The following is a 24,938-nucleotide window of genomic DNA, read 5'->3' as shown; positions in this document are numbered from 1 at the left end:
TGTCCTTTTTGAACGCAGCCGCCCGCTTGACACCGCCCCGCCCCGACCCGACTTACTGCCCCCTCAAAACCTGCCATGCCCCGCCGAATCACCTACCGCGACGCCATCCGTGAAGCCCTCGATGAAGAAATCGCCCGCGACCCCATGGTCGTGGTCATGGGCGAAGAAGTCGCCCAGTACAATGGCGCCTACAAGGTGACCCAGGGCCTCTGGGACAAATGGGGCGACAAGCGTCTGGTGGACACCCCCATCAGCGAGGCTGGATTCATCGGCATGGGCATCGGTGCCAGCATGCTCGGAGTGCGTCCGGTCATGGAGCTGATGTTCTGGAGCTTTTATACCGTTGCGTGGGACCAGATCGTTAACAACGGTGCCATGGTGCGCTACATGAGCGGCGGCAAGATCAACTGCCCCATCGTCATTCGCGGCCCGGCAAACGGCGGCACCAGCGTGGGTGCCACCCACTCCCACACGCCGGAAAACATCATGGCGAATTTCCCCGGCATGAAATGCGTCTGCCCCAGCAACGCCTACGATGCCAAGGGCCTCATGAAGGCCGCCATCCGCGACAATGACCCCGTGATGTTCATGGAGAGCACAAAGCTCTACGGTGAAGAATGGGAAGTCCCCGGCAATGACGAACTGCCCGGTGGCGAACTCTTCATCCCCCTTGGCCTCGCTGACGTGAAACGCGCAGGCACGGACATCTCCCTCATCGCGCACGGCAAGGCGGTCATCACCTGCCTGGAAGCAGCCAAGATTTTGGAAGAAGAGCACGGCATCAGCGCCGAGGTGGTGGACCTGCGGACCATCCGCCCGCTGGATGAGGACACGATCCTTGAGTCCGTGGCAAAAACCCACCGCGCCATCTACGTGGAGGAAAACAAGCCCTACTGCGGCATCGGCGCCCAGATCGCCTACATGATCCAGGAGCGCATTTTTGACGAGCTCGACGCCCCTGTGCAGCGCGTGTGCAGCCTCGACTCCCCAGCCATCTACAGCCCGCCGCTTGAGGCCATCCAGCTGCCGACCGCCGATGTGGTCGTGGCCAAAGCCCTTGGCATTTGCTGATCCGCCCCGTTTTCCGCTTTACCCAGAACCCTTTCAATCTCGTTTTCCGCCATGCCCAAATTCATCGAAATGCCCAAGCTCAGTGACACCATGACCGAGGGGACCCTCGCCAAATGGCTCGTCAAGGAAGGGGACAAAGTCACCGTTGGCAAAGCCATCGCCGACATTGAGACCGACAAGGCCACCATGGAGTACGCCAGCCCGTATGAAGGTGTGCTGCACAAGTTCGTAGCGACGCCAGGCGGCAAGGTTCCTCTGGGCGCACCGCTGGCGGTGGTGCTGGAAGATGACGAGGCGGCTCCGGCAAATTTGGATGAACTCATCGAGAAGGCCAAAGCCGCCGCCGCTCCGGCCCCTGCCGCTGAGAAAAAGCCTGCCGCAAGCGCCAGCAAAGCCGCTGCCGCCGGTCCCCGCCTGCCGCTGGCCCCGCAGCACAAGAGCCGTGCCGCCGCTGCCGGAGCCGCTCTGCGCGTGAAAGCCTCCCCGCTGGCCAAAAAGATCGCTGCGGAGCGCGGCGTGGATCTCAACACTCTCGTCGGCTCCGGCCCTGGCGGCCGTGTGGTGCGTGCGGATGTGGAAAGCGCCCCTGTGGGTGGTGGATCCGCTGGTCGCGTGGCTGCCACACCTGCCATCCGTCCGGTCATTGGTCCTGATGACGAGCGCGTGCCCACCAGCAGCATGCGCAACATCATCGCCGAGCGCCTGCTGGCCTCGAAGACGCAGATCCCGCACTTCTACCTGCAGATGGAAGTGGATGCCGGTCCGCTGATGGAATTCCGCGCGCATCTGAACGCCTCGGCTGAGAAGAGCGGCGGCAACAAGTACACGGTGAACGACTTCATCCTGAAGTCCGTCATCCGCGCCGCCCAGGCCCAGCCCGCCATCAATGCCGCCTGGGATGGCGATGCCATCGTGAAGTTCAAGTCCGTCGGTCTTAGCGTGGCCATCGCCATCGATGACGGCCTCGTGACTCCGGTCATCAAGCAGGCGGAAAAGAAGACGCTGCTGGAGATCAGCCAGAGCGTCAAGGATCTCGCTGGCAAGGCGAAGAACAAGAAACTCAGCCCGGATGACTACGCAGGTGGCACCATCACCGTCTCCAATCTCGGCGCTTACGGCATCGACCAGTTTGCCGCGATCATCAATCCGCCGCAGGCCGCCATTGTTGCCATCGGCAGTATTCGTTCCGCTCCAGTCGTGAATGACAAGGGGCAGATCGTGGTGGGTCAGCGCATGTGGGTTGGCCTGAGCGGCGACCACCGCGTCGTTGATGGCGCCGTGGCTGCGACGTTCCTGGCAGAGATGCGCAAGCTGCTGGAGAATCCGGCGCTGATGCTGGTGTAGGATCTCTTCGTTTTTAAACAGATGGGAGTCCCCGCAGGCGATGGTCTGCGGGATGAGGTGGATTTCTGGGACTTGGCACCTTCGCAAGTTAGGTCCGTTAAAATGATTTGATGGCCGCCTCGTGGCTGCAGGGAAGAGCGTGCTCAGAGCGGATCCACTCTCCCCCTCGAGGGCATGGTACCTTCCAAAATTCCCTTGGGGGAGAGGTTAGGGTGAGGGGGACGTCCTGCTTGGCGAGGTCAAGCGTTGGCCCCTCACCCCAGACCTTTGACTCACTGCGTTTGCCCTTCGGGCTGCCTGCGGCAGTCTATTTGCCTTCGGCGGTCTTCGACCCGCTGCGCTACGGTTCCCCGAAGAAAAAATTTCGCGTTTAGATCTTTCAGGGGCGGGGAGAGGGAGAGTCGCTTTACTCCGTGCTGCGAACGCTGTGGCGTAGGGGAGCCCTCGTGGCCGGGCGGTTTGGCGGAGGAGGGTGTGGGCCGGTGAAGCGCGCTGGGTGCCAAACACGACCAATCTACGGCGCGCAGGGCCTGCGGTTCACCTGTTCGGAAACTGGCTCCTTATCTGAGAGCACAAAAAAAGGGAGAGCCGGAAGGCTCTCCCTTTTGGTTTAAAACACACACACTGGGGAAAATTAGCTCTCGCTCTGGGCCTGGTCCTTGACGGACATGGCGTCCTTGCCCTGGCGCTGGCGGAGGTAGTGCAGACGGGCGCGGCGCACACGGCCGGACTTCGTCACTTCCACCTTGGCCACCTTGGGGCTGTGCACGGGGAACACGCGCTCCACGCCTTCGCCGTAGGAGATCTTGCGGACCGTGAAAGCTTCGTTGATGCCGTAGCCTTTGCGGGCGATGACGATGCCAGCGAAGATCTGGATACGCTCTTTGTCACCTTCCACCACTCGGGTATGGACCTTGACGCTGTCACCCACGGTGAAAGCGGTGACTTCCTTCTTCAGCTGCTCTTGATTGATCTTTTCGATGATGTTGCTCATGACACACTCCTAAATCCGCGCTGCGCAAGGCCTTCAAACAGTCCGGCCGGGGGCGAGGGGCGTGGAAGTTGCCGAGTTCCAGCCATTTGGCAACCTGTTTTTCCCCGTACTGGAAACCTCCCCGCTCCGGCCTATCATCCGCCCACCCATGGAACCCACCGTTTTAGCCCTGATCCGAGCCGCCATCGCCGAAGACGTCGGCCCCGGAGACGTCACCGCCGAGTATTTCATTCCTGCCGACTCCCGTTCCAGGGCTGAGATCGTCGCCCGGGAGCCGGGCGTCGTCTCAGGATCAGAGATCGCCGAGGCCGTCTTCAAGGAGATCGACCCCGCCCTCGAAGTGGAAATCTGCCTTTCCGATGGCAGCCCCTTTGAGCGCGGCAGCGTCCTTATGAGGGCCGCGGGCAGCACCCGCTCCCTGCTCACGGCAGAGCGTACGGCTCTGAATTTCCTCCAGCGCCTCAGCGGAGTGGCCACCCAGGCACGGCGCTACGTGGAGGCGGTGCGGCCCCACCCGGTGCAGATCTGGGACACGCGCAAGACTACCCCGGGCTGGAGGCTGATCGAAAAAGCCGCGGTGAAGCACGGCGGCGGCACCAACCACCGCATGGGCCTCTATGACCACGCCATGGTCAAGGACAACCACCTCGCCGCCAACAGCGACCTCCCCTCCCTCCAGGCCGCCATTCACCGGCTGCGCAGGGAGCGTCCCGGCACCCGTGTCCAGCTCGAGGCAGATACTCTGGAGCAGGTGGCCGGCTTCCTCACGCTGGATGGTGTGGACATGCTGCTGCTGGACAACATGGGGCCTGAGAAGCTGCGCGAGGCCGTGAAACTCGTGAACGGCAGGTTCTGGCTGGAAGCCAGCGGCGGCATCACCCTTGAGACCATCAAAGACGTCGCCGCCACCGGGGTGAATGCCATCTCCGTAGGCGCGCTCACGCATTCCTCACGTGCGCTGGATCTTGGACTGGATTTTTATTAAAATAGCTTTGTTCATGAGGAGCAAAGGAACCCTTGCTACACAGCAACAAGGCTACTTCACCGGCTCATACTGCCAGGTCCAGTCGCCCACGTATTCGCGCTTGGTCAGCTTGGCCTTGCCCTGGCTGTCCACGGTCACTTTGCCGTTGTCGTCCTTGCCATCAAAAGCCACGGACCAGAGCTGGTAGCGGCCGGCGGGGGTGGTGCGATAGCGCAGGGGCTTGCCGTCGCAGGGATCAAGCGGGGCGGCAGGCAAGAATTCCGGTGTCAGGTCTGACAGCACGGCAGGATAGCGGCCGTGTTTCACAAAATACCGCTCCAGCGCCAGTGCCGCCAGTGCCTGCTGCTGGCGTGCATCTTGCACCAGAGCATTGAGGCTGACCATGCTCACTGCGGGGAGGATGAGGCGGGCCATGAGGTGGTCTGGGTGGAGCAGCGGGTTGGAATTTTTCGTGAGTTCCGTGGCGACGGCTTCTCCCTGGGCCACCGACTCCCGCAGGCCGCTGGTTTTCAACGGCTGGATCAAATGCTGCACCTCCATCTCGGCGATCACGCTCTTCCAGTGGTCAAACAAGCCACTGGGGATGGCGCGCCAGATGAAGAGACTCCTGGATTTTCCTTGGTTGGTAAAGGCACCGAGGATCTCGGCGTCTACCTCTTTCCGGCCATTGGCGGCCTGCTGCAGATACTCCACTGCGTTCATGCCCGAGGCGAGCTCTCCACGCACGGCCCGCAGCAAGGCCTCGCGGGTGTGGCTGGTGGAAAAGAGGTCCTGCAGCAGCCGCAGATCTTCCTCCGCAAACACGCGCTGCTGAAGGCCCAGCCACAGCGTTTCCTGCGCCATGGCCTCCAGCGAATTTCCCACGAGGAAGCCGATCAGCAGTGGCTCCTGCTTGCAGCCCTGGGCCAGTCGCTGAATGGAAATGATGCAGCGTGCTGCCTCGGCGCTGGCACCCGCGGCCACAGCGGCCCGGCCACGAAGAGACAGCGCCTTTGCCAGAGTCTGGGCGGCGGTGTAGTGCGGCACGCGCAGGGAGAAGAGCAGGTCGGGCATTTCCCGCTCCCGCAGCCCGGGCGTCATCATGGCCAATGGCCGGCGGACGGACTCATCGGCCATTTGTTTTAGCAGCGGGAACTTCGCATCCAGCGCGGCCAGAACGTCGGAGGCGGCGGGCGAAGGTTCGGCAGGCAGGTCAAGGTATTTGATTTCACGCAGGAACTTTGCCCACTCCTGAAAGTCCGTGGTTTTTCCCAGGGTCACCCCGCCGCCGGCAGGGGCGCTTCCGCTCCACTTCATGCTGTCCAAGGCTTTGCGTTTGGCTCCCGGCCCGCCCTTGCTGTCATCGTGGTCAATGACGGTGGCAATGTCCCGCAGCGGTTCGATGGCGAGGAGGTTTTGTGCTTCGGGCGGCGTCTCGGGCAGCAGCTTGCGGTAGTCGAGTGTTTCGCCTTCTTGGTCGAGCATCGCCTTCGCGGCGGCCCAGCGGCGTCTGCCGCTCCAGTTGGTCCAGACGTGGAGGAGAACGACGAGAGTGGCGAGGGTGGTGAAAATCCAGAGTGCTATGCGGACGTAGCGTTTGGAGAGGAAATGGCGGATCATGGTAGGAAATGGCAGGAGGTGAAAAAAGGAATGGAGGGGGAAGGGAATCAGTTCGCGGCAAGGAGAGCGTCGATGGTGGCGGCGCGCTGCTGCCACAGCAGGGGGGGAGTGGTGTCGTTCGTTGCGGCCGCCTGTGGCGCAGTGGGTTCGGCGGGCGTGGTGAAGTACATCACCACTGTGGCTGCCCAGGCCAGGCTCCAGCCTGCCACCAGCCAGCGCGGGGTGCGGTCCGCCAAACGGGAGGCAGGTGGCGGGGCGGTCCGCGCCGCAGCTGTTGCAGCAGCATGCAGCATTTCATTCCGCCATTCGTCTGGCAGAGCGCGCCGCCGCAGGGCGCGCAGGTCATTTTCAAAGGCATCGGGCTTCAGGTTCATGACGGTTTCAGTTCATCGTAAAGGGGGCGCAGTTCGCTGCGCAGTTTCTCCAGGGCGTAGCGGTAGCGGCTGGCGGCGGTGTTCAGCGGGATGCCCTGCACTTCAGCGATTTCTTCAAAGGTCAGGCCGTCCCAGAGCTTGAGCTGGGCCACGCTGCGCTGCTCCAGGGGAAGCAGGGCCAGCGCCCGCGTGAGCCGCTGCGCCAGCTCGGCCTGATCCGGGTCATCATGCCTGGCAAACATCTCCACGGGCACCTGCGCTCGCGCCTCCTCCTCCGCACGCCGGCGCACGGTGTGCCGCCGCAGCCAGTCGATGGCGTGGTGGTGGGCCAGACGCAGCAGCCAGGCCCGCATGTTGAGGATGTCAGCGGGGATGTGCTGCCGTGCCAGCTTGATGAAAAGCTCCTGCAGCAGGTCCTTGGCGTCCGCCTCGCTGCCTGTGAAGCTGGTGAAATAGTGGAACAGGCCCGCTCCATGGGCATCGTAGAGATCTGGCACTGTGGGGGCGGCGGGCATGCGGGTGCAGTTTCACGGACAGGACGCGCGGCGGCGAGATTTTTGTCTGTCCTAATTCCGGCCGGAGAGGGCGGTCCGCTCTTTCCCGGCTTTCACGGCACAAAATTACCCTTGTAATCCCCGCGTGTGGCAGCATCCTCCCGCCCAGTTTTTTTTTCACGCATGTCACGTCCCCCCAATCGCGGCCCATCACGCAGCGGCCCCCCCAATCGCGGCTCCGGTCCCTCACGCGGGGGCCCACCCCGCCGTCCCGGCGGTGCTCCGCCCCCACGGTATGTGCCTCCGCCACGTCCGCCAGAGCCGGAAGAAACTGGCAAGCAGAAGGAAGAAGCCATCGAACTCGAAGGCACCATCGCAGCCGTGCTCGCCGGCACCATGTTCCGCGTGAAGCTGCGCAACGGCCACGAAGTGCTCGCCCATATCTCCGGCAAGATGCGCAAGAAATTCATTCGTCTCGTCATTGGCGATGCAGTGAAGATCGAAATGTCCCCCTACGACATGGACAAGGCGCGCATCGTTTACCGCATCGGCTAAGCCTCCGCCCGGCCTTCGCGAACCATGGCAGGAGACATCGTCTATTTCGACCTCGAAACACGCCGCACCGCGAACGACGTGGGCGGCTGGGGAAACAAGCACGAGATGGGCATCTCCGTCGCGTGCACCTTCAGCACCCGGCTCAACGAATACTGCATCTACACGCAGGAAGAGACGCCGGCGCTGATCAAACAGCTCAAGAACGCCGACCTTGTGGTGGGCTTCAACCACATCGGCTTCGACTACGAAGTGCTGAAAGGTCATGACCTGCTGTTTGATCCCGCCGATCTGCCGCACAGCCTGGATCTGCTCATCGATCTCGAAAAAGTGCTTGGTCATCGCATCAAGCTCGATGCCGTGGCTGCGGCCACGCTCGGCACCGGCAAGACGGCCGACGGCCTCGACGCCCTCAAATGGTGGCAGCAGGGCGAAGTCGCAAAGATCGCCGAATACTGCTGCTACGATGTGAAAGTGACCAAGTGCGTGCACGAATACGGCATGGAGCATGGCCATGTGAAATACCATGACCGCAATGGTCGCGAGCAGCAGGCCAGGGTGGAATGGAAAGCCGTATGATGATGAAGCCGCTGCTCCGCCTTCTATTGCGCGCGGGCTGGGCACCGCTGGCGGTTCTGTTTTTCCATCAGCTGATCATCCATTCGCCCAACCGGCAGGCGCTGGACTTTGTGATGCATTACAGCGGAGGCGTGGCGATCTCGTTTTTCATCTGGCATGCGCTGGACTGCTTTGCGCACTGGTTTGGGCAGCTCACGGCCTTTGCGCGCTATCTTTTCACTTTCTCGCTGGCCTGTACCGTGGGCTTGTTCTGGGAGTTCGCGGAGCTTTTCTCCGACATCGTGCTCCACACGCACATCCAGTACAGCATCCGCGAGACGCTGCGCGATCTCGTCGCTGATGCGACCGGCGCGCTGACGACGCTGACGGGGGTGTGGGTGGCGCGGTGTTTTACTGCGAAGGGTGGGGCAGTGGCAGATCAGCCACCCGCCAGCCAGGTCTGAAACGCAGCCTCCACGCGCTGGAGCATTTCGGCCTGATTGCGGCGCAGATCGCTGAACTGGTTCCAGGCGGCGAGGTCCACCTTGGCGCCCGTGCCCTCGATCTCCGCGATGAATTCGTTCACCAGCTCCAGCTTGTCGCCATGCTGCTCGCGCAGGTGTGTCTTGCAGGCCACGCCCGTTTCGTGAAGTCGATTTTTGGTTCCCAGTGCCATGGGTATTCATAAGGTAGCCTTGTGGCTGTGCAACAAGGACCCGCTCCGCCGCGGTCCCTGCGTTGGGGTCGTCCCTTTCCCCTCGCCGTTATGACGCCTGTCCTTGGTCCACAGGAACAAGGCTACTTTGCGCAATCTCCGTCCTTCGGCTCACGTTTCATTCCTGTCATGACCACGCCCGCTTTTCTCGATGTCTCCCGCCGCCAGTTTTTCCGGCAGTCCGGCCTGGGGCTTGGCTCCGTGGCGCTGGGGTCCATGCTGGCGCGGGATCTGCCTGCGGCGGCTGCGATCGCCGGGCCGCGACCCCACTTTGCGCCGAAGGCCAAGCACATCATCTACCTGCACATGATCGGCGCGCCTTCGCAGCTGGATCTGTATGACTACAAGCCGCTGCTGCAGAAGATGGACGGCCAGACCTGCCCGGAGGAGCTGACGAAGGGGAAGCGCTTTGCCTTCATCGGCGGAGAGATGAAACTGGCGGGCACGGAATTTAAATTTCAGCGCCATGGCCAGAGCGGCCTGGAGCTGAGCGAGCTGCTGCCGCACCTGGGCACCGTGGCGGACGACATCTGCGTGGTGAAGTCCCTGCATACGAATGAGATCAATCACGCACCGGCGCAGATGTTTCTGCACACCGGCTTCGGCCAGGGTGGGCGGCCGAGCATGGGCGCATGGGTGACGTATGGCCTTGGCACCGAGAACCGCGACCTGCCCGCCTATGTGGTGCTACTTTCCGGCCCGGCCGGCGGCGCAGGCTCGACGCTCTGGAGCACGGGATTTCTTCCAAGCGTGTACCAGGGTATCCAGTTTCGCGGCAGCGGAGAGCCGGTGCTGTTTCTCGGGAATCCGCCGGGGCACAGCTCCAAAGACCGCCGCCATGTGCTGGATGCTGTGAAGGCGCTCAATGAGCAGCAGCTCGGCGTGGTGGGAGATCCGGAGATCGCCACCCGCATCAGCCAGTATGAAATGGCCTACCGCATGCAGACCAGTGTGCCGGAGCTGATGGACATCGCCCATGAGAACAAGGCCACGCTGGACATGTATGGTGCGCAGCCCGGCAAGGCCTCCTTTGCCAACAACTGCCTGCTCGCCCGCCGCCTGATAGAGCGCGGTGTGCGCATGGTGCAGCTCTTTGATTCCGACTGGGACCACCACGGCGGCCTGAAGCAACGCCTCACGGCCAAAGCGAAGGATGTTGACCAGCCCATGGCGGCGCTGGTGCGCGATCTCAAGCAGCGCGGCCTCCTGGATGAAACACTGGTGATCTGGGGCGGAGAATTTGGCCGCACGCCACTGCGTCAGGGTGCGAATGGCGACGGCACCAAGACATCCCCAGGTCGTGACCACCACAAAGATGCCTACACCATGTGGATGGCCGGCGGTGGCACGCGGCCCGGCACGGTCTATGGCAAGACCGATGACTTCGGCTTCAACATCGCCGAAAACGGTGTGCACACGCATGACCTCAACGCCACTGTGCTAAATCTGCTGGGCCTGGACCACGAGCGCCTCACCTTCCGTTACCAGGGCCGCGACTTCCGCCTGACGGATGTGCACGGCGAACTGGTGCCGGGGATCATGGCGTGAGGTGGAGCAGCCATTTCGATCCGGAGGTAGGCACCAAGAACAGGATGGCTCGGGATTAAAGGAGCATCATCTTGGGGAGCATCGCGATCACCATCATCACTTTGGAGACTTTCATGCCCATGCGGATGGCGATGGTTTCGGGGGATTTGCCGCGGGCGAAGAGGCTCTGAATTTCTTTCTCTTTCGGGGTCAGGTTGGGTTTGGGAGTCATACCTAATGCTGACAGCGTCGGCGCTCCTGGCGTTCATTGAACGGAGCGGATCATCTCGGCAACGCGGAGTGAGGGGCGTCCGCCACTTCGTACTAAACGCCAGGCTATATTTAAAATGGACATGGTAACCTGCTAATGGTCAGGCAATTATGCATATATTTGGCGTGCCGAAGTGGCGCGGGGACAGGCCTGTTTTGCCCGCGCGGCCATGAGTGCCATGAGCAGACTGGAGAGTAGGACGGTAAATTTGAGCATGGAAAAAGGGTGCCGTGAAATGGGACAAACGGATACGCTGAACTGCCACGCGCTGCCTTTTCGCTCCCGCCGGGCATACTTTGGAGGGCATCACACGGCGTCAGTTTCCTCTGCTGCCGCTGGCATGCGCACTTCGAACACTGTCTCGTCGTCTTGGGAGCTGACCAGGCGGAGGTCGGCGCCATTGGCACGGGCGAGCTCTGTGGCGATGTTGAGTCCGAGGCCGAAGCCGTCGGTCTGCCGGGTATGCGCTTTGTCGCCACGGAAGAAGCGCTCGAACAGGCGCTGCTGATTCTCGGGCGGGATCGCGGGGCCGGTGTTGGTGACGTTGAAGATGATCTGCGAATCCTGGCGCGTCAGGCGGAGCGTCACGCGGCCACCGGGGCGGTTGTATTTGGTGGCGTTGCTGAGGAGGTTTTGAAACACCTGCCGCAGCAGGGCGCGGTCTGCATGCGCCAGAACACCGGGCTCGATGCTGTGCTCCAGCGTCAGCCCGGCCTGCTCGCAGAGGATCTCACCGTCTTCGACGAGGCGTTCCAGGTCTGCGCTGAGGTCGTAGGTTTCCGGGTGGGTCGGGAGGCGGCCGGCGTCTGCCTGGGAGAGGAGCAGCAGGCTTTGGGTGATCTGCTTGAGGCGGGTGGCTTCTTCAAAAAGGGAGGCGAAACGCTCGTGCTCGGTGCTGCCGGGAGCGGCGTGGCGCACGGCGTCATCCAGCTCGGCGAGCATGATGGCCAGCGGGGTTTTCAACTCGTGGGAGGCGTCCGCGGTGAAGCGCACGGCCTGCTTGAAGCTGCATTCCAGGCGCTGCATCATGCCATTGAGCACATCGATGAGCTGGGCGAACTCGCGATTGTCATCCCGCTGCAAAGGGATGCGCTCCGCGAGGTCGCTCGCCGTCAGGCGCTGTGCGGTGCCCACCACCCGCTCCAGAGGGCGCATGGCCTGCTTGGAAGTCCACAGCGCGCCCAGGCCGGCGAGCAGGAGTCCGAGCGTGCCGGCACCCACATACCACCACGCCATGCGATTGATCTCCGCATAAAAATCGGTGAGCGAGAGACCCACGAAAATGGTGTAGCTCGGGCTGCTGAAGGCGCCAAAGCGCCAGTCGGTGCCAGCGGAGCGCGCGGTGAAGGTGGTCGGCTCGCGGACCATGGGCATGTGCGGGCGGAAGGGCAGCTGGCGGTCCTGCGGCGGCGGTTCCGGGTCAAAACCTGGCGTGCCGAGCAGGTCGTCAAATTCATTGCCCCGGCGTGGTGGTGGGTCGTGGCGGCGGCCCGGCGGACCGCCACCAGGTCCCCTGCCGGGCGGAGATTCCCCCTGGGGCGGATGCGGGGCGCGTCCGATTTCGTCAGCGGTGGGGAAGCAGCTGCGGAAGTAAACGTCCAGATCCTTGGGCGCATTGGGCGTGGCAAAGATGGTCTTCCCCTGAGTGTGCTCCTGCACCACGAGGACGGCATTGCTGCCCGCGCGATCGGGCGAAGTGCCAAACACGAGATCCGCGATCATTTTGAACTGCTCGTCGGTCGTGTAGGGATCGATGCGGTTCCACACTCGCTGCGCCGGAGCGATGATGCGGTCGTCCACGCTGCGCTCCAGCGTCTCGCAGGCATACCACCAGGACGCACTGCCAAAACCGGCGACCAGCGTCCCGGCGACGAACATCGTCTGCAGGGCCAGGCGGGTGCGGAAGCTGCGGTTGTTGGCCGGGGCGCTCATGCGGTGGAAGGAAGAGGGAAGGGGGGGACGGCGGAACTCTCACGCGGACCGCAGCGGCACGCACGAAGATAAATGCCAATTAATGTGCTCCCACAGGCGGGCGTCATGCGCGGTTGCTCCAATACCTGCAGAACCACCCCTCACCGCCATGCACCTCGGAGAAGACCACGCCCCCAGCTACAGCCCCAGCCACAGCCATACCACGGATTCATCCGCCCTGAATGCCACCTCCCTGCTTTACAGCCGCCACTGGCCCGTGCTCTGCGCCTTCGCCCGGGCACGTGGCTGCGAGATGCACGATGCCGAAGACGCCGTGCAGGAGCTGTTTGCCAAGCTCGTCGCCCAGGGCCAGCACGAGCGCGCCGCCGCCATCGCGGACCACGGTGAGCAGGCGGCCTTCCTGTTTGCGCGGCTGCGCACCCATCTGATCAAGCGCTGGCAGCACCGCACCCGCCAGCGTCGCGGCGGCGGCGCCATCTGCTTTTCCCTGAGCGATGAAAATGGTGAAAACATCGATGTGGCGGACACCCACGCCTCCCCGTCCGATGAGATGGACCGTGACTGGGCCAGGGGGGTGATCGAGCGTGCGCTGCATTCCTGCTGCGTGGAGCTGCGCGCCCAGGGCCGGGGAGAAATCTGGAGCGCCTTGGAGGAGAACCTCGTGAGAGGCTGCCGCGCCGCCCGTCCGCAAAGCGGGGCGCTGCGCACAGCGGTTCACCGGGCCAAGCGCCGCCTGCGGGCGCTCATCCTGGCGGAATGCCGTGAAGACGAAGGCACCCTGCATGCGGTGCTGGCATAAACCGCTTTTTAACAGTCCTGTCACATCGTCTGGCAGATAACAGCAGCCCCATGGGCGGGACCAGGTGCGTAACTGTAAAGGTTTGCATTACAAGTGTGTGGACTCTGAACATTTAGCGCGCCGGAGTGTCTGCTACCGGGCACCACCACAGCCATGCCTTCCAGCATTGCGCGCAGCGGCAGGTGCGCTTATTCTCGCCGCCTTTTTCCTTCCAGATTTTTCCAACCATGGCCTTCGTCTCCTCTCCCCTCAGGGATCTGCGTGTGCTCCTCGCCACTTCCTGTCTCCTGCTCTTCACCGCGGCGGCGCATGCTTTTGTGCCCAATGCCCCGGCTGCGCTAGGTGCGGCGGTGCAGGACAGCCAAAGCATTGTCTATTTCTCGTTTGATGACAATTCCACCAACGAAACCGGATTTGATTTTGCCTACACCGCGAACGGCGGCTCCACCCAGCATCTCCAGGTGCTCTCAGGCAACACCAATCAAACAACCGCCACCACGGCCGGCACCGGCAATGTGATCGTCGGCCTTCTCCTTACGCAGGGCGTCACTTACACCTTTCAGGTGGCCTCCTACGCCGGCAGCGCCACGGCGGGGAACATGTCCACCACCACGAATTCGATCACTGTCATTCCGGCATCGTTCAGCACGCCAGCGATCGCCACGATGACGAACACCAACGAAACGACCGTTCGTTTTGCCGTTGTGGACAATTCTTATTCTGAGGCGGGTTATTTCTACGAGTACAGCACGTCCGGTACTTTTGCCTCCGGAGGCAACACCGGTGCAAGCGTGTCCAACGTCTCCTTCCCCGGACTGGCGCCCGGTACCGCGTATCAGTTCCGCATCCGTGGGTTTCAGGGCACCTCAACCAGCCCCACGGCTTACACTACCTACTCAAACACCTACTCCATCAGCACTCCTTTCACTGCACCCACGGCTTTCACCGCCACCGTGCAAAACGACTCCACCGTGGCTTTTACCTGGGCGGACAATTCCAGCGCTGAGACCGGTTATGAAATCCAGTACAGCATCGCCGGGGCAAACAACTTCAAGAAACTCGGCTCCGCCAGCGCCAATGCCACCAGCATCACCTTGGGCGGCTTCGGTCCGGGACAATCCAGCCTCAGCCCCAACCAGTCCTACGATTTCAAAGTGCGCGCCATTTACAACGACGGCGCCACGGTCAGCAGCTCCGCATTCTCCGCCGTGGTGACCAAGTCCACCAAGGACGGCTTCACCAGCGCCACTTACAAGCAGATCCCCTACAACCAGGCCTTCACCTATCAGGCGGTGGTCACCACGGCCGCCGCCCGTAGCACCTGGAACATCACCAATCTGCCGGCGGGTCTCAGCTTCAACTCCTCCACCGGCCAGATCACTGGCACCCCGACGGCGACTGGCGTGACCAATTGCCCCATGACCGCCAGCTTTGTCGGCGGTGCTACGGCCAGCACCACCCTGACGCTGCGCGTCGTGCTGCCTCCCACGGTCGCCACGGCCATCACGGCCCAGTCCGTCTCCACCGGTGGCAATGCCAGTATTCCTCTCTCCGACAAGTTCACCGACCCCGACACCACCTCGGCGGCGCGCCTCGTCACCAGCCAGGGCACGATGGACTTCATCCTCTACGACACGGCCACGACGACTCAAAACGCGACACCGCTGACGGTGGCCAATTTCCTCAGCTACATCCGCAACTTCGGCGTCTCTGATACCACAAACAAATACGATGGCGCCGTGTTCCATCGCTCTATTCCTGGCTTCATTGTGCAAGGCGGCGCCTTCAAGGTGCAGTCCTCGCCGAATAACTTTTCCTCCATCGTCACCGCACCTTCGCCCAACAATGAACCGGTGAACTCCAACACCCGCGGCACCGTGGCCATGGCCAAGCTTGGCAGTGATCCTAACAGCGCCACCGATCAGTTCTTCGTCAATCTCGCGGACAACAGCGGGAACCTTGACAGCCAAAACGGCGGCTTCACCGCCTTCGCCCGTGTCGCTGGCAATGGCCTGGCTGTCGCAGAGGCTATCGCTGCGCTCCCCATGGTGGACTCGCTGGTCAATGTCGGCGGGTCCCCGACGACCACGCTCACCGACTGGCCGCTCTCCAGCAGCAGCGCGGCCATGGACACCACCAAGGTGGTCTCCATCACCTCCGCTACCAAGAATGTGCCGCTGATGACTTACGCCATCACTGGCAACACGAACTCCTCCGCAGTCACTGCTAGCATTAACACAGTGGTGGACGGCTCCGGCAACAGCAGCAGCACCTTGCAGATCACTGGCGCCGCCAACGGCCAGAGCAATGTGACAGTGACGGCGACGGATCTCGATGGAAACACCGTGTCTCAAACCTTTGCCGTCACTGTGGCCCAGGGGCCCACGGTTACGACCCCCACCAGTGCGAGCATCACCGCAACGACGGCAACGCTCGGCGGCAATGTCACCAGCGACGGCGGATCCACGATTACCGAGCGCGGCGTGGTGGTTTCCATCACCTCCGTCAACAACAGTCCAACGATTGGTGGCACCGGCGTGGCCAAATTCGTGGGCACCGGAACCACGGGTGTATTCACCACCTCCGCCACCGGACTTTCCCCCGTCACCGGCTATTCCTTCAAAGCCTATGCCACCAACAGCATCGGTACCACTTACACATCTGTCTCGACTTTCACCACCAACGCGCAGGTGCCCACTGTCACCACTCCTACCTACGCCAGTATCACTGCCACAACGGCAACGCTGGGAGGCAATGTGACCAGCGATGGCGGCGCGGCGATCACCGAACGCGGTGTGGTTTATTCTGTCACCACCACGAACAGCGATCCGATCATTAATGGTCCGGGCGTTGTCAAATTCCCCGTTAGCGGAACCACGGGTGTGTTTACCGCGAATGTCAGCAGCCTGGCCCCCGGCACCGGCTATTCCTTCAAGGCATACGCCATCAACAGCGTCGGCACCACTTACACCAGTCCGGCGGAGACATTCACCACCAGCACCCAGGCTCCTACGGTTATTGCCGCCAGCAGCGCCAGCATCACAGCCACGACAGCAACTCTCGGCGGCAATGTGACGAGTGACGGCGGCACGGCGATCACTGAACGCGGCGTGGTCTATTCCATCACCACAACCAACGGCGATCCGATCATCAACGGTGCAGGTGTGTTCAAAGTTACCGCAACAGGAACGACGGGCGTGTTTACGGCTCCGGTCACGAGCCTCTCGGCCGGCACTGGTTATTCCTTCAAGGCCTATGCCATCAACAGCATTGGTACTACTTACACCTCACCGGTATCTACCTTCACGACCAGCACTCAATCTCCTACCGTGACGACGCCCACCAGCGCGAGCTTAACCGCCACGACAGTCACTCTCGGCGGCAATGTGACCAGCGATGGCGGCGCGGCGATCACCGAACGTGGTGTGGTTTATTCCGTCACCACCACGAATGGCGATCCCATCATTAGCGGAGTTGGCGTGGCCAAAGTTGTCGCCACAGGAACGACCGGGGTGTTCACCGCTCCCGTCACAAATCTCTCACCTGGAACAGGTTATTCGTTCAAGGCCTACGCCACGAACAATACTGGCACGACCTACAGCACGCCGGTGTCCACCTTCACCACCCTGAGTTCCCTGCAAAACTGGCGCCAGACGTACTTCGGCACCACTGCCAACTCAGGCGACACGGCGGACAATGCGGACTATGACAAGGATGGCATCCCGAACCTGGTGGAGTATGCCCTGAACCTCAATCCCACCACCTCAAGCAAGCTGAACTACACCGCGGCCGTCAATGGAGCGAACTTTGAATACACGTATTCCCGCAGCACCGCCGCGGTGAACGCGGGTCTGGTCATCAATGTGGAATGGAGCACCACCTTTGCCTCCGGCAGCTGGAGCACCACGGGAGTGACGCAGAATGTCCTCAGCGATGACGGCACCACCCAGCAGGTGAAGGCGGTCATTCCGACGAACAGCGCCACCGCCAAGTTCGTCCGCATTTCCGTCTCTCCACCGCCGTGATGGCGAGGGATCAGGGGTGGCGGATCGGTCGCGAGCGCATCGGAGTTTCGGTTTCTCCATGCGCCAAGGACGGCGAACCTTTTTGGGTGCCTGCGATGAGATAGACCCGGAATCAGGGGCCCGGCGCAGCGATTCCGACAGGAGTTGGATCATCTTGATCCCTCATGCTCTCGCCCGGCCCATCGTTCCCAAACCGGAGGTCCAAGATGGTCCCCCTCCTCCAGAGCGATGACTCGGCACGAAGTGCCCGGCCTCACAATACAGGCTCTTTTTTCAAAGGCGATTGGGATCAAAGAGCTTTGCTCCCGTTTTCACGGGGCAGGGCACACGTTCCGCATTTCAAGAATGCTTCAGCGGAAAATGCCCTTCTTCGGCGGCGCTTCTTCCAGGTGTTTTTTGGCTTCTTCGGCGCGGAGCTTTTCCGCAGTGTCCTTGTACCACAGCGGGCCGTTCACCTTGAAGTTGTAAATCAGATCACGGAAGTCATTCATGAGGCGCTGATCGTTGGAGAGCGCTCCCAGCAGGCCTTTGCCGGCGGTGATGTTGGCAGCGGCGGCGGCAAAGCCATCGGCGGCTTTCTTGATGGACTGCAGGGAGGCGTCGGCTTCGGCCATGACTTTGTCCGCCTTGGCGATCGCGGGGTCCAGCTTGTCAAACATGGGGCCGAGTTTTTTGCTCGAATCTTCGATGTTCTTCGCGGCGCTTTTGAAGCTGGTGGCGGCGTCCTTGAGTTCAGACAGCGCGGTCTTCAGCGTCTGCGCATTTTCCTCCCCCAGCACCTTGTCATCCACACGCTTCAGAGTGTTGTTCAGGTGCTCGATGCCCTCTTTAAAATGGAGAATCGTTGTGTCGGAGAGCGCATCTTTGTTCACCTTGCCCATGGCGTCCTGCACGTCTTTCAGGGCCACGCGCACATCGTCCAGCACGACATCGACTTTTTTGCCGACCTTTTCAGCCTGCGTCTGCAGATCATTCAGGCCGCCGCCTTTTTCACCTTCGATGATCTTGTCATAATCATGCGGCAGGAAAACATCGGTCAGCTTGCCGGACGGCTTGATCTCCACGAGCGCATCTCCCATCAGGCCCGCGGAGCCGATGGCGAAGGTGGCATCTGCCGGGATCATGACATCCTTGAAGAGCTCCAGATCCAGAATGACGCCGGTGAAGGTCTCGTTGAGCTGCGGTTTTTTGTCCACCTTGCCCACGCGGGAGCCGCCCAGGAAGACCGGAGAGCCCTCCTTGATGCCGGATGCATTGGGGAAGGCAACGCGCAGGTGGTAGGTGTCTTTGAAGACCTCACGCACACGTCCAAAGGTGAGGATCAGCCCGCCGAGCAGCAAGAGCCCGACGAATAAAAAGAGACCCACGAGCATTTCAGTTTTCTTGTCGCTGTCGATCATGAGAGAGGGGGAGGGGGAAGGATAAAATGGGGGTAAAAAAGCCGGGTTCAACCGGTGATGTCAGAACGGCCGTTGATGAAATTCTGCACGATTTCATCGTCCGAATTGCGCAGTTCATCGGGCGTGCCCAGAAAGCGGATTTCACCACGATACAGCATGGCCACGCGGCTGGCGATCTTGAAGACGCTGCGCATGTCATGCGTGACGATGATGGAGGTGATGTTGAAGCGCTTCTGCATGCGCGCGATCATCTTGTCGATGATGTCTGAGCCAATGGGGTCGAGACCCGAGTTTGGTTCGTCGTAGAGGATGCACTCGCTGTGGTCAATGATGGCGCGGGCGATGCCGGTGCGCTTGCGCATGCCGCCGGAAAGCGCGGTGGGGTATTTGGTCCGGTGCTCATCCAGGTCCACCGCCTGCAGGGCCTCGCGCACCCGGCGTGTGATCTCCTCGCGGTCCCGCACGCCATGCTCCAGCAGCGGGAAGGCCACGTTTTGCTCCACGGTCAGGTTGTCAAACAGTGCGGCGCCTTGGAAGAGCATGCTGACTTTCTTGCGGATGGGCGCCATCTCACGCTCCTTGAGCCGGTTCACGTGGACGCCATCCACGTAGATCTCCCCGCGGTCGGGTTTGATCAGCCCGATGATATGCTTCATCATCACCGTCTTTCCTTCACCGCTGGGGCCGATGATGCACAGCGTCTCGCCATGCTGCAGGGTGAGGTTGATGCCCTTGAGCACCTCCTGGCTGCCAAAGCGTTTGTACACACCTCGGAGTTCGATGAAGTGGGTGCTGCCGTCATTGCCTGCAGGGGACGGCGTCGAGCTGGGGGGAGTGTCAGCCATGGTCAGACGGTGCCGATGGGGAAAATGTAGTTGAGCAGGAGGGAGAGGAAGAAATTGACGATAAGCATGACCAGCGAGGAGATGACCACCGCACGGGTGGTGCCGGCGCCGACTCCCACCGCTCCATTTTCTGCCGAAAGGCCCTGATGGCAGGAGATCAGGGTGATGAGCATGCCAAACACGAAGCCTTTGATCATGCCGATGTTGAGGTCGTCCATGTTGGTGTGCTCCAGCATGTGGTTGAGATACCACGCGGAAGGCATGTCATAACCAAAGCTCGTCACCAGGTAGGAGGCAAACAGACCGAAGGAAATGCTCTCCGCCACGAGGAAGGGCATGGAGACCATCATCGCCAGGAAGCGCGGCAGCACGAGATAATCGACCGGATGCACCCCCATCACTCGCAGGGCGTCCACCTGCTCCGTCACCTTCATCGTGCCGATGTCCGCCGCCATGGCAGCGCCCACGCGCCCGGCCACCATCAGCCCCGCCAGAACAGGGCCGAGCTCACGGCACAGCGCCACGGAGACCACGGCACCCACCGTCGTTTCAAAGCCGAAGTCCTTGAACTTGGCATAGCTCTGAAAGGTGAACACCGCCCCCGTAAAGGCTCCGGTGACAATCACCACCGCCTGGGAACCGTAGCCGATCGCCACGATCTGCTGCGCGACCAGTCTGAGGCGCCACACGCCCGAGCGCACGGCGATCGAGAGCTCGCGCATGAGTTCCGCGAGTTGTCCGAGGTAGGCAAGAAAATGTAAGAAGGTGCGGCCGGGGAGTGTCAGCAGGCCTGAGGGGAAATCCATTACGCTCCGACCATCGCATGTTGTTGGCCTCATAGCAAATCACGGTACGTCAGGGGAGAAATGAAAAGCCCCGTCATGGATCTCTCCAGACGGGGCTGAGGCACTGACGTGCGAATTGAGTTATGCGGGTGCTACTGTGGTGGCACGCGGAAGAGCTTTCCAGTGTAGGGGCACTTCACTTCCATGCCGACGGGCAGGCCGGTCACATCCACCAGCTGGTGCTTGGCGGCGAACGGGCTGTTCACGAAACCAGGGCGGCCGGCGATCGGCGTGCCGTAGGGCAGTTCAGGCGTTGCAGTGGCCGGAGCCGGGGCTGGGGCCGTGGTGGCTGGTGCGGAAGGAGCGGGTTTGGTCATCGCAGCCACGTTGGCATTGGCATCCACGGGAGTTGTCTTCGGACGATCTGGAGCCGGCTGCGGCTTCGGACGGTTGGCGGCGATATTGGTGGAGGCGCTCACGCTGCCAGGCACCAGGAAGGGACGCTGGGTGTAAGGGCACACCACTTTGGAACCCGGGGACATGCCGCGCACATCCACCAGACGTGGAGGATTGGTGAACGGAGTGCGCACATAACCGGGAAGGTCTGGCACTGCCTGGGCCACGGGCATCGTGGAGGCGTTCAGCATCGCTGGAGGCGGCGTAGCCGGACGGTCGGGACCGACAGACGGCATGGGAGCCTGCACTGGAGCCGGTGTGGTCTGGACCAAGTTTTTGGTGCCAGCAGTCGAGCCCAGCGGACGGCTTTCCTTGTGCATGTAGTAGGTGATGAGCCCACGACTTTGGATCTCATGCCAAGCTTCGCGAGGCGGAATGGCACAGGATGCGAGCATGAGGCCCGCCAGACTGGCTGTGGCTAGACGGACCGTTGGGTAGGATGCTTGTGACATAGGCAAGGGAACTGTTTATTTTTGAATTAGCATTCTCATTTTAACGATCTTTTTAAATTATGCAACAACAAGGATGGTAACGGTATTCAACAATATTCATTTTTATTAAAATGGCCATAATATCATCCCTCGCCTTGTATGTGCATGGAAGCCGTTCTCCATTCATGCATGCAATGGCGCATCATCACTGTGGGGAAACCGGGGCACCCTTGGGTCAAAGAGGCGGTGGAGCTCTATGCCAAACGACTTCAGCACTACAGCCAGTTTGAGCATGTGATCATCAAGGAGGGACCTTTGGACCGTGTGGAAAAGCAGATCGAAGCCGCCTGCGGCCAGGACCTTTGTGTCTTGCTGGACGAACGGGGCAAGCAGCTGCGCAGCACTGAAATGGCCCGGTGGATCGAAAACGAGGAGATCTCCGGGCGAAAGAAGATCTGCCTCGTGATTGGCGGTGCGGACGGGCACTCGCCGGAGCTGCGCGCCAAGGCCAAAGTCACGTGGTCACTCTCCACCCTGACCCTGCAGCACGACATCGCCTGGGTGGTGCTGATGGAGCAGATTTATCGCGCTTATACCATTATCCGGAGAGAGCCTTATCATCGCGAATGAATTTACTGAACGAACACCTTGATCATTTTTGCCTCCCGGCTCGTTTATTGCTGAACTGAGTCGCAATTCTTTGTATTTTCGCCTTGCTGATAAACTTGGGAGAACCTAAATTTCAAATTTTCTCAACTAATCGATCATGTCCTCCTCAGTCCTTAAAAATGTCATTCATCCCAAGGGGCAGACTGCTCCTTTGGAGAAAGGGCGTGATGAGGGAAGGGACAAGGAACAGCGCCCGGTAAGCTCCGCTGCCGGGGAACCTCCTAGGCCAGAGTCCGAAGACATGGAGCTGGTGCTCGGGGTGCTGGTGGAGAATGCCCCGGTGGCGATGGCCATGTTTGACCGGAGCATGCGCTACATGCTGGCCAACAGGCAATGGATCAGCGAATTTGGCCTGCAGCAAGTGCAGCCGCTCGTGGGCAAGAGCCAGTATGAGATCTTTCCCGGTCTCCACCCCGGCTGGCGCCAGGTGTACGAGCGTGCCTTGCAGGGGCACATCGTCCGGAGCGAGCACGATGCGCTCAGCGGGCCGGATGGCCGCCATCTGGTCTACCGCTGGGAAGTGCGTCCGTGGCGCAAGAAGCGAGATGCTGCCGTCGGCGGCCTGATGGTCACCTGCGAGAAGTTCAGCTCGCGCCAGTCGAACTCGGAAGATCAGGTCGCGGCCGCTCCTGCCATGGAGGATCACGAAAGTGGCGCTCCACCGATGGCAAAGTCGCCCGATCCGCTGGACTGCGCCATTCCCATGCTGGTCTTGAATTCCAACGGGGCCATTCTGCGTGCGAACGTGGCCGCGTCCCACCTGACTCTCGACAAGGGCATCCAGGAAGGAACCACCTGCTTCTGGGAAGTCTTTGGCGAAGGCCGGGACTACAGCAGCCTGCGGCAGCAGACGCTGGATGCGCTGACGCGTGCCACGATGGAGCATGCCGTCGTGCCCGGCTGCATCATCACCCACCCCAATGATGCGGCTGTGGATCCCGCCACGCCCTCGCGCTGGCTGGTATCCGCGCTGGCGCGCAAGGGCGTCGATGATACCTCCCGCCAGTTCATGCTGATGGGTTTCTCCGCCCAGACCGCGGTGGAGGGAGTGACGCGCTTCACCCCGCCTGCGCCTCAAGCACTGCCACCGGTCACCGCTCCACCTCCTGTCTTTGCCCCGGCACCCGTGGTGGATGATGAAGCCCTGAAGCGTACGGAGAACGAGCTCTCACGCGCGCGGCAGGAACTGCGTACCCTTGCCGAGGCGCAGCAGGCTTTCTCCAGGCGCGAAGGCCGCCTGCGCAGTTATCTCGAGGGCGTGCCCATCGGCATCTTCGTGCTGGATGAGCGTGGCATGCCCGTCTTTCAAAACGAGCGCCTGGCCAGCCTGCTCGGCCGGCCTTTGGAGGCGGATCAATCCGTCGAAACTTGGCTGGCCCATGCCTGCCCCACGGAAGAGCACCGCAGCCAGGTGGCGCTGGCATGGCGTGAAAGCGTCTGGCGCAGGCAGCTTACACGCACGGTGTCACTCGCCACGGCGGACGGACTGCTTAAAGAGCTGGAGTTTCATCCCATCGCGCTGCCCGGCGGCGGCCTGCTGGTCAGCATTCAGGATACTACGGAGCACACGCGCCATGAGGAGCAGCTCCGCAGCATGGAGGCCAAGCTGCGCACTCTGATGCAGGGAAGTCCGGTGGCCATCGTCATGACGGACAAGGCGGGTGTCATTTTCGAGGTGAACCAGCACGCCGAAGAGCTGCTCGGCCAGGCCAAGTCCGAACTGCGCCGCTACCCATTCGATGCCTGGCTGGAGCCCGAAAGCGCCACCGCACGGCGCGATGCCCTGCGCTCCCTGCAAAGCAGCGGCAGGCAGGCAGAGGCCCTCGGCGTGCGCATCAAGCGCTTTGACGGCACCACCTCGCGCGCCATCCTTCACCTTGCCGCCGTGCCGGACACGCAGGGCGAGATCCATTGCACCATCCATTACCTGCAGCAGGTCGTGGATCCCGTGGCTGCAGCCGCGCCCGTGGAAGTGCGGCCTGCGCCACCGCCTTCCCGCTCTACCGCCGCCATCTCCGGACCCACCAGCGCTGTCCTCCTCACCACGGACGCCAATGGCCGTGTGCGGACCTGGACTGAACATGCGCAGCAGCTTTTTGGTCTTGAGTCTGCGGCTGCCATTGGGCGGCCGCTGCACCAGTTTTTCCGCCCGTCGGACGCCACGGGCTTCTTTGCGGACATCGCCGAACAAGCCGCCGATCCTGAGTCCGTCGTCCTGCGTCCGTTCTTTGGAGGCAATGGCAAACGCGGCGAAGTGCAGACCAGCGTCCGCATGCTGGAGGCCGGCGGCGTCGAACTTTCCTCCCACTTCATGGCGAGGATCGAGACACCGGCCTCGGCACTGCTTTCCTCAACACCCGCGTCTGCGCCTGCCGCCGCGCTTACAGCAGCTGTTCCACTGGCATTTCAGGTGGTCTCCCCCTCCAGCCAGCGCTGGCCGGTCGTCGATCTCGAGCGTGAAAAGCTTCTGCTCACCGAGACGCACCATCGCATCAAAAATCATCTGCAGATCATCTCCAGTCTGCTCAACATGCAGATCAATGGAGTGAGCGATCAGGACGCCCGCAACGCGCTGCGCTCGAGTCAGAACCGTGTGCGCGCCATCGCCGCCCTGCACCAGCATTTGTATCAGGTCGCACTCGGCAAAGGAGACACCTTCAGTGACTTCACGCGCGATCTTGTGACCCACCTGCGTGAGTGCTACGAAGTCAGGTCTGAGCAGATTCGCGTGCACCTGGAAGTGCAGGAAGGCTCCATCGAGCAGGAGTGGCTGATGCCTCTCGCCCTCACGCTCAATGAGGCGCTCTCGAACTGCTTCGAACACGCGTATCCTCACGGCCGCAGCGGGCAGATCTCGGCCACGCTCACCTACACCCATGGCAGTGGCGAACTCGTCATCCGTGACGACGGCATCGGCCTGCCCGCCGGGTTTCATCCAGGTGAGGGCAGCGGCCTCGGCCTCAAGATCCTCGCCGTCTTTGCCGAGCAGATGCGCGGCCAGCTCTTCGTCCAGGGCTACCCGGACCAGGGTACAGAAATCAAACTGCGCTTTCCTCTCGGCACGCCTGAGATTTGATGAAAGCCGCGGCCGGATGCCCCAGCGTGAGCAAAC

The 24,938-nt window shown here is 61.7% G+C and carries 22 protein-coding genes; 11 read left to right on the top strand and 11 right to left on the bottom strand.

Going from position 1 to position 24,938, the window contains the following annotated elements; genetic code table 11:
* The first annotated feature begins 75 nt into the window (after positions 1-75).
* Both ACILSR_RS28120 and ACILSR_RS28115 read left to right on the top strand, forming a co-directional pair.
* Positions 76-1,071, top strand: coding sequence for an alpha-ketoacid dehydrogenase subunit beta (locus ACILSR_RS28120; RefSeq protein WP_395753145.1), 996 nt, complete (start codon positions 76-78; stop codon positions 1,069-1,071).
* A 51-nt stretch (positions 1,072-1,122) separates the two neighbouring features.
* A complete protein-coding gene (locus tag ACILSR_RS28115) occupies positions 1,123-2,415 on the top strand; it encodes a dihydrolipoamide acetyltransferase family protein (protein ID WP_395753144.1) in 1,293 nt (430 codons plus the stop codon).
* Between the two features lie 634 nt (positions 2,416-3,049).
* Here ACILSR_RS28115 and rplS read toward each other — a convergent pair.
* Complete coding sequence (gene rplS, locus ACILSR_RS28110; protein WP_395753143.1) at positions 3,050-3,409, bottom strand: 50S ribosomal protein L19; 360 nt, start codon at positions 3,407-3,409, stop codon at positions 3,050-3,052.
* 148 nt (positions 3,410-3,557) lie between these two features.
* Here rplS and nadC point away from each other — a divergent pair, with 148 nt between their 5' ends.
* Entirely contained in the window at positions 3,558-4,394 is an 837-nt protein-coding gene (gene nadC / locus ACILSR_RS28105) for a carboxylating nicotinate-nucleotide diphosphorylase (protein ID WP_395753142.1), read from the top strand.
* A 51-nt stretch (positions 4,395-4,445) separates the two neighbouring features.
* Here nadC and ACILSR_RS28100 read toward each other — a convergent pair whose 3' ends face one another.
* From ACILSR_RS28100 to ACILSR_RS28090, 3 genes are read right to left on the bottom strand one after another with little or no spacing between them, the layout of a single operon-like run.
* Positions 4,446-5,993: a hypothetical protein gene (locus ACILSR_RS28100; RefSeq protein ID WP_395753141.1), complete on the bottom strand. Its 1,548-nt coding sequence runs from the start codon at positions 5,991-5,993 to the stop codon at positions 4,446-4,448.
* Positions 5,994-6,040: 47 nt separating this feature from the next.
* Positions 6,041-6,367, bottom strand: coding sequence for a hypothetical protein (locus tag ACILSR_RS28095; protein WP_395753140.1), 327 nt, complete (start codon positions 6,365-6,367; stop codon positions 6,041-6,043).
* Positions 6,364-6,882, bottom strand: a complete 519-nt coding sequence (locus ACILSR_RS28090) for an RNA polymerase sigma factor (protein WP_395753139.1) — start codon at positions 6,880-6,882, stop codon at positions 6,364-6,366. The genes ACILSR_RS28095 and ACILSR_RS28090 overlap by 4 nt, the downstream gene beginning before the upstream one ends.
* Before the next feature lie 162 nt (positions 6,883-7,044).
* On the opposite strand from ACILSR_RS28090, the gene infA reads away from it, so the two are divergent.
* From infA to ACILSR_RS28075, 3 genes are read left to right on the top strand one after another with little or no spacing between them, the layout of a single operon-like run.
* A complete protein-coding gene (gene infA, locus ACILSR_RS28085) occupies positions 7,045-7,416 on the top strand; it encodes a translation initiation factor IF-1 (RefSeq protein WP_395753138.1) in 372 nt (123 codons plus the stop codon).
* 24 nt (positions 7,417-7,440) lie between these two features.
* Positions 7,441-7,992, top strand: a complete 552-nt coding sequence (locus ACILSR_RS28080) for a ribonuclease H-like domain-containing protein (protein WP_395753137.1) — start codon at positions 7,441-7,443, stop codon at positions 7,990-7,992.
* A 2-nt stretch (positions 7,993-7,994) separates the two neighbouring features.
* Positions 7,995-8,435, top strand: coding sequence for a hypothetical protein (locus ACILSR_RS28075; protein WP_395753136.1), 441 nt, complete (start codon positions 7,995-7,997; stop codon positions 8,433-8,435).
* On the opposite strand, the gene ACILSR_RS28070 is transcribed toward ACILSR_RS28075, so the two are convergent.
* Positions 8,411-8,647: a hypothetical protein gene (locus ACILSR_RS28070; protein ID WP_395753135.1), complete on the bottom strand. Its 237-nt coding sequence runs from the start codon at positions 8,645-8,647 to the stop codon at positions 8,411-8,413. The two genes, ACILSR_RS28075 and ACILSR_RS28070, sit on opposite strands and share 25 nt — an antisense overlap.
* Before the next feature lie 168 nt (positions 8,648-8,815).
* Here ACILSR_RS28070 and ACILSR_RS28065 point away from each other — a divergent pair, with 168 nt between their 5' ends.
* Positions 8,816-10,234: a DUF1501 domain-containing protein gene (locus ACILSR_RS28065; RefSeq protein ID WP_395753134.1), complete on the top strand. Its 1,419-nt coding sequence runs from the start codon at positions 8,816-8,818 to the stop codon at positions 10,232-10,234.
* Positions 10,235-10,289: 55 nt separating this feature from the next.
* Here the strand turns inward: ACILSR_RS28065 and ACILSR_RS28060 are convergent, their stop codons facing one another.
* Together ACILSR_RS28060 and ACILSR_RS28055 are read right to left on the bottom strand one after the other, a co-directional pair.
* Positions 10,290-10,445 carry a helix-turn-helix transcriptional regulator gene (locus ACILSR_RS28060; protein ID WP_395740023.1) on the bottom strand — a complete coding sequence of 52 codons (156 nt, stop codon included), beginning with the start codon at positions 10,443-10,445 and terminating at the stop codon, positions 10,290-10,292.
* A 345-nt stretch (positions 10,446-10,790) separates the two neighbouring features.
* Positions 10,791-12,416 (bottom strand): ATP-binding protein, encoded by a 1,626-nt coding sequence (locus ACILSR_RS28055; RefSeq protein WP_395753133.1) that lies wholly within the window; start codon positions 12,414-12,416, stop codon positions 10,791-10,793.
* Positions 12,417-12,564: 148 nt separating this feature from the next.
* Between ACILSR_RS28055 and ACILSR_RS28050 the strand changes: the two genes are divergently transcribed.
* Together ACILSR_RS28050 and ACILSR_RS28045 are read left to right on the top strand one after the other, a co-directional pair.
* Positions 12,565-13,215: an RNA polymerase sigma factor gene (locus tag ACILSR_RS28050; protein ID WP_395753132.1), complete on the top strand. Its 651-nt coding sequence runs from the start codon at positions 12,565-12,567 to the stop codon at positions 13,213-13,215.
* 227 nt (positions 13,216-13,442) lie between these two features.
* The gene (locus tag ACILSR_RS28045) at positions 13,443-17,240 is read left to right on the top strand and encodes a peptidylprolyl isomerase (protein ID WP_395753131.1); all 3,798 of its coding nucleotides are present in this window, start codon (positions 13,443-13,445) and stop codon (positions 17,238-17,240) included.
* 350 nt (positions 17,241-17,590) lie between these two features.
* Here ACILSR_RS28045 and ACILSR_RS28040 read toward each other — a convergent pair whose 3' ends face one another.
* The 4 genes from ACILSR_RS28040 to ACILSR_RS28025 form a co-directional block, all read right to left on the bottom strand.
* On the bottom strand, positions 17,591-18,640 hold the full coding sequence (locus ACILSR_RS28040) for an MlaD family protein (RefSeq protein ID WP_395753130.1): 1,050 nt from the start codon (positions 18,638-18,640) through the stop codon (positions 17,591-17,593).
* Between the two features lie 47 nt (positions 18,641-18,687).
* On the bottom strand, positions 18,688-19,485 hold the full coding sequence (locus ACILSR_RS28035; RefSeq protein ID WP_395753129.1) for an ABC transporter ATP-binding protein: 798 nt from the start codon (positions 19,483-19,485) through the stop codon (positions 18,688-18,690).
* A gap of 2 nt (positions 19,486-19,487) precedes the next feature.
* Positions 19,488-20,291, bottom strand: coding sequence for an MlaE family ABC transporter permease (locus tag ACILSR_RS28030; protein WP_395753128.1), 804 nt, complete (start codon positions 20,289-20,291; stop codon positions 19,488-19,490).
* 131 nt (positions 20,292-20,422) lie between these two features.
* Positions 20,423-21,046 (bottom strand): hypothetical protein, encoded by a 624-nt coding sequence (locus ACILSR_RS28025; protein WP_395753127.1) that lies wholly within the window; start codon positions 21,044-21,046, stop codon positions 20,423-20,425.
* Positions 21,047-21,346: 300 nt separating this feature from the next.
* Between ACILSR_RS28025 and ACILSR_RS28020 the strand changes: the two genes are divergently transcribed.
* Entirely contained in the window at positions 21,347-21,787 is a 441-nt protein-coding gene (locus ACILSR_RS28020) for a 23S rRNA (pseudouridine(1915)-N(3))-methyltransferase RlmH (RefSeq protein WP_395753126.1), read from the top strand.
* 136 nt (positions 21,788-21,923) lie between these two features.
* Positions 21,924-24,902: a PAS domain S-box protein gene (locus tag ACILSR_RS28015; protein WP_395753125.1), complete on the top strand. Its 2,979-nt coding sequence runs from the start codon at positions 21,924-21,926 to the stop codon at positions 24,900-24,902.
* Positions 24,903-24,938: the final 36 nt, after the last annotated feature.

The organism is Prosthecobacter sp. (genome assembly GCF_044222565.1).
In the GTDB taxonomy this organism is placed as follows: Bacteria; Verrucomicrobiota; Verrucomicrobiia; order Verrucomicrobiales; family Verrucomicrobiaceae; genus Prosthecobacter.
The sequence above is the reverse complement of the archived record's forward strand: the minus strand, read 5'-3'. Positions and strand labels throughout refer to the sequence as shown.